The following is a 4,899-nucleotide window of genomic DNA, read 5'->3' on the forward strand; positions in this document are numbered from 1 at the left end:
GCGGACGCGCAGCCGGAGCGCGTCGGCGGTGTAGTGCAGCTCGATGTCCACGGCGGTTCCGGGGGCGTGGCGGCGGGCGTTCGTGAGGGCCTCCTGGACGATCCGGTACGCGGTGAGTTCGACGCCCGGGTCGAGCGCGGCGACGGAGCCGCTGACGATGAGGCGGACGGCCGAGCCGGTCGTCTCGCGCGCCTCGTCCACCAGGCCGACGAGCTGGGCGAGGCCGGGCTGGGGCCTGCGGGCGGCCTGCTCGCCGTCCCCGGCGTCCTCGCGCAGGACACCGAGGAGGCGGCGCATCTCGGTGAGCGCGGCGCGGGCGGTGTCGCCGATGCCGAGCAGGCGTTTCGCGCCGTCGGCGGGCAGGCCGGGGGTGGCGAGGCGGGCGGTCTCGGCCTGGACGGCGATCATCGAGATGTGGTGCGCGACGACGTCGTGCAGTTCGCGGGCGATGCGGGCGCGTTCGCTCTTGGCGGTGTTCTCCAGCAGGGTCGCGCCCATGGTCTGCTCGGCGGCGGTCTGGCGTTCGGCCTGCGTGCGCGCCCACCGCACGACTCCGGCCCCGGCGGCGACGGGCGCGAGAACGGCCGCGGCGCGGGCGGCGAGGCCGGGATGCGGCAGCAGCGCGACCACGGCGAACGGCGCGATGAGGACGGCGGCGAGGACGTGGGTTCCGGCGCGTCCGAGCAGGTAGAGGACGATGACGAGCGCGGCGCAACCACCGGCGGTGAGGCTCCCGGACGCGGTGAGCGAGGTGAGGCAGGCCCCGGCCACGGCGACGGCGGCGAGGCCGATGTGCGGGATGACCAGCGGCAACGTCGTGAAGAGGCACAGGAGCAGCCCGTACAGCAGGGCGTTGGCGTCCGTGCCCTTGCCGGTGAACTGCGCGACGGCCGCCACCGCCAGCGGCACCCCGAGTCCGACACGTCCCCACACGCTGGACATCTTCCCGGGGTTTCGGACGTCCCGCCATCGCTCGCGTGAGGGACCCGCCCCTCACGCCGGGGACGCCGAAGACCGCTCACACGAGGGACGCGCCGCGCCCGCGGCCCCGCCTAGCGTCGGTGAGCATGGAAATAGAAGTCGACGGCCTGCGCAAGCGGTACGGGCAGGTCAGCGCACTGGACGGAGTGTCGTTCACCGTGCGGCCCGGCCTGGTGACCGGGTTCGTCGGGCCGAACGGCGCGGGCAAGTCCACGACGATGCGGATCGTCCTCGGCCTGGACGCGGCGGACGGCGGGCACGCGCTCGTCGGAGGCCGCCCCTACCGGTCGCTGCGCGATCCGCTGCGGGCGGTCGGCGCGATGCTGGACGCGGCCGCCGTCCACCCCGGGCGGCGCGGACGCGACCACCTGCGCTGGATCGCGCACGCCGCCGGACTCCCCGCGCGCCGCCTGGACGAGGTGCTGGAGCAGGTGGGGCTCGCGGGCGGCGCGGCGAAGCGGCGCGCCGGCGGGTACTCGCTCGGGATGCGGCAGCGGCTCGGCATCGCGGCGGCGCTGCTCGGCGACCCGCGCGTCCTGATGCTGGACGAGCCGGTCAACGGCCTGGACCCGGAGGGCATCGTGTGGATCCGCGGGCTGCTGCGGTCGCTCGCCGCCGAGGGCCGCACGGTCCTGGTGTCGAGCCACCTGATGGGCGAGCTCGAAGGCACCGCGGACCGCCTCGTCGTGATCGGCCGGGGCCGGATCATCGCGGACGCGAGCGTCCCGGAGCTGCTGGCGGCGGCGTCCGGCGGCCGGGTCGCGCTGCGCACGTCCGCCCCCGCCGACGCCATGGCCGTGCTGAGCCGCGCGGGCGGGACGGTCGCGTCCGTCGGCGCGGACGCGCTGACCGTGACGGGCCTGGACGCGGAGGCGGCGGTGGCGGCGCTGGGCGCGTCGAGGGTGCCGTTCGCCGAGGTCAGCGCGCATCGCGCGACGCTGGAGGAGGCGTACATGGAACTGACGCGCGACGCCGCCGAGTTCGAGGCCGCGCCGAGGAGCGGGGCATGAGCGCCGTGGCGTTCCGGCAGGTCAGGGCCGAGTGGACGAAGCTGCGGACCGTCCGCCGGTGGTCGCTGACGCTGCTGGCGGCGGCGGTCGCGATGGTGGTGGTGTCGCTGCTCGGGGCGTCCGGCGGGCAGGTGCAGCACGCGGGCGGTCCGGAGGCCCCGCCGCCGACCGGCCCGGACGGCGCGGTGGTCCGGGATGCGTTCCAGTTCGTCCACCAGGAGATGCGCGGGGACGGGACGATCACCGCGCGGCTGGCGTCGCTGAAGAGCCTGGTCTCGGCCGGGCCGGGCGGCACCGAGACGGAGCCGTGGGCGAAAGCCGGGATCATCGTGAAGGCCGGGACGAAGCCTGGCGCGTCCTACGTGGCGCTGCTGGCGACGCTCGGGCACGGCGTCCGGCTGCAACACGACTTCAAGCATGACAAGTCCGTGTCGGCGTCCGGCGCGGACGCGTCGTGGCTGCGGCTGACCCGGACGGGCTCGCGGTTCACGGCGTACGTGTCGTCCGACGGCACGACGTGGCGGAAGGCGGGCAGCGCGACGGTCCGGGGCATTCCGGCGGACGCGCAGGCCGGCGTGTTCGCGACCTCTCCCCCGCACACGGAGATGGAGCGGCGCTTCGGGGCGACGAGCATCTCCGACGTGCCCGCGCACGCGGTCGGGACCTTCGACAACGTGACGATCGCGGGCACGCATCCGGGCAAATGGACGGGGACGGCCGTGGGCACCTCCCCCACGGCCGGGCTCCCGGGCGGCGACGCGCCCGCGGACGAGGTCAAGGACGGTTCTTCGGTCTCCGGCGGGACGATCACGGTGACCGGTTCGGGCGAGATCGCCCCGGAACCGCGCGGCATGGACCTGGTGCAGAAGGGCTTGCAGGGCGCCCTCATCGGGATGCTCGTGGTGGTCGCCGTGGGGGCGCTGTCGATGACGTCGGAGTTCCGGCACGGGCTCGTCCGGACGACGTTCACCGTGCTTCCGCGACGCGGCGGGATGCTGGTGGCGAAGGCGCTCGTGCTCGGCGCGACGGTGTTCGCCGTGGCGGCGGTCGCGCTGGCGGTGGGGTTCCCCCTGGCGCAGTCGCGGCTGCATTCGTCCGGGTTCAAGCCGCCGGGCTTCCCGACGTGGAGCCTGACCGACCCGGCGGTGCTGCGGGCGGTCCTCGGGTCGGCGCTGCTGGTCGCGCTGGTGGCCGTCCTCGCGATGGCGTTCGGGGCGGTGTTCCGGCACAGCGCGGCGGCGATCGCGGTGGTGCTGGTCGTGGTCCTGGTCCCGCAGATCCTCGCGCCCGCGCTGCCGCTCGGCGCGGCCCGGTTCCTGCTGAGCGTGACGCCGGCGGCGGGGTTCGCCGTCCAGCAGAGCCAGCCGCACTACGCGTTCACGGCGGACGTGTGCCTGCCCGATGACGGCTGCTACCCGCTGTCGCCGTGGGCCGGGCTGGCCGTCCCGTGCCTGTACGTGCTGGTCGCGATGCTGCTCGCGTGGTGGCTGCTGCGCCGGAGGGACGCGTGAGGCGCGAACTGCACGCCGAGTGGACGAAGCTCCGCACGCTGCCCAGCACGGCATGGCTCCTGCTCGCGACGTGCGCGCTGACCGTCCTGGTCGGCTCGCTCGTCGCGGCGGGGAGGGGCGCGTCGAACGGCCCGGAGGACCTGCCGAAGCTGGCACTGGGCGGCGTCCAGTACGGGCAGGCGACGATGGTCGTCCTCGCCTGCCTGGCGGTCGGGGCCGAGTACGGGACGCGCACGATCGTCCCGACGCTGGTCACGATGCCCTGGCGGTTGCGCGTGCTGCTGGCGAAGTCCGTGGTGGTCGGTGGCCTCGCCGTCGCCGCCGGGACGGTCGGTGTCGTCACGTCGCTGCTGGTCGGACGGGTCGTCCTGACGTCGAACGGGTCCCCCGCGCTCGCGCTCGCGGACGGCCCGACGCTGCGCGCCGCCGCCGGGACCGTCCTCTACCTAGGGTTCGTCGCGCTGCTGAGCCTCGGGGTGGCGACGGCGCTGCGCGACTCGGGGGCCGCGATCATCACGGTGCTGAGCGTCCTGTACGCGGTGCCGATCCTGACGCGGCTGGTGTCGTCCGACCACTGGAAGCGGCGGCTGGAGAAGTACGCGCCGATGAAGGCCGGACTGTCGGTGCAGACGACCAAGAACCTCGCGGCCCTGCCGCTGTCCCCCTGGCAGGGCCTCGGCGTCCTGGCGCTCTACGCCGCCGGGGCCGTGCTGGTCGGCGCGCTGCTCTTCCGCCTGCGCGACGCCTAGCGTCCGGGTCTCGGCTGTGGTTCAGGAGAGGCGCGGGCGCAGCAGGTGGGCGACGTCGTGGGCGCGGCTGAGCGGGGACCAGGTGTCGCCGGGATGCCAGTCCTCGGCCGTCCAGACGTCCGACATGACGGCTTTGACGAACCCCCACGCGATCACGCGGTCCAGCGGGACGCCGAGTTGGTCGGCGGCCTGTTCGACGCGGGCCGGGACGAGCGCGGTGAGCGCCTCGTCCCGGTCGTCCGGCTCCGGGTCGTAGAGGAACGTGCCGGTGTCGTAGCCGGGATCGCCGACGAGCCCGTGCGGGTCGATGGCGAGCCACGGTTCGCGCGTCCCGCTCAGGACGTTGTCGTGGTGGAGGTCTCCGTGCAGGACGACCCGTGCGGACGCGTCCGCGCACAGTTCGCGCATGAGTCCGCCCGCCCGGACGACGTAGTCGAGCGGCAGCGGCCCGTTCTCGCCGAGCCTTGCCGCGTACTCGTCGAACGCCGTGACCTGGGTGATCGCGTCCGGGAGCGGGCAGCCGTCCGGCGGCGGGACGTGCAGCCGCCGCATGACGCCGACCAGCGCGGACGTGGCCTCCTCGTCACGCCCCGGAACGAGGTCACGCAGACGCGTGCCGGGCGTCGCCCGTTCGAGCAGCAGCGCACC

General features: G+C 74.8%; 5 protein-coding genes. 3 read left to right on the top strand and 2 right to left on the bottom strand.

What is annotated here, in order from left to right; genetic code table 11:
• The coding region (locus tag AB0J52_RS27375; protein ID WP_500185212.1) for a sensor histidine kinase at positions 1 to 933 on the bottom strand (933 nt) is incomplete at its 3' end.
• 134 nt (positions 934 to 1,067) lie between these two features.
• Between AB0J52_RS27375 and AB0J52_RS27380 the strand changes: the two genes are divergently transcribed.
• Genes AB0J52_RS27380 through AB0J52_RS27390 form a run of 3 tightly spaced genes read left to right on the top strand, consistent with a single transcriptional unit; the run spans position 1,068 to position 4,251 of the window.
• Positions 1,068 to 1,991 (top strand): ABC transporter ATP-binding protein, encoded by a 924-nt coding sequence (locus AB0J52_RS27380; protein ID WP_500185213.1) that lies wholly within the window; start codon positions 1,068 to 1,070, stop codon positions 1,989 to 1,991.
• Positions 1,988 to 3,502: a DUF1349 domain-containing protein gene (locus AB0J52_RS27385; protein WP_500185216.1), complete on the top strand. Its 1,515-nt coding sequence runs from the start codon at positions 1,988 to 1,990 to the stop codon at positions 3,500 to 3,502. Before AB0J52_RS27380 ends, AB0J52_RS27385 begins: the two co-directional genes overlap by 4 nt.
• The gene (locus AB0J52_RS27390; RefSeq protein WP_500185217.1) at positions 3,499 to 4,251 is read left to right on the top strand and encodes an ABC transporter permease; all 753 of its coding nucleotides are present in this window, start codon (positions 3,499 to 3,501) and stop codon (positions 4,249 to 4,251) included. Before AB0J52_RS27385 ends, AB0J52_RS27390 begins: the two co-directional genes overlap by 4 nt.
• Positions 4,252 to 4,272: 21 nt before the next feature.
• Here the strand turns inward: AB0J52_RS27390 and AB0J52_RS27395 are convergent.
• A partial coding sequence (locus AB0J52_RS27395) for an aminoglycoside phosphotransferase family protein (protein WP_500185219.1) occupies positions 4,273 to 4,899 on the bottom strand: 627 nt, incomplete at its 5' end.

This window comes from Spirillospora sp. NPDC049652 (assembly GCF_040675125.1).
GTDB lineage: Bacteria > Actinomycetota > Actinomycetes > Streptosporangiales > Streptosporangiaceae > Spirillospora.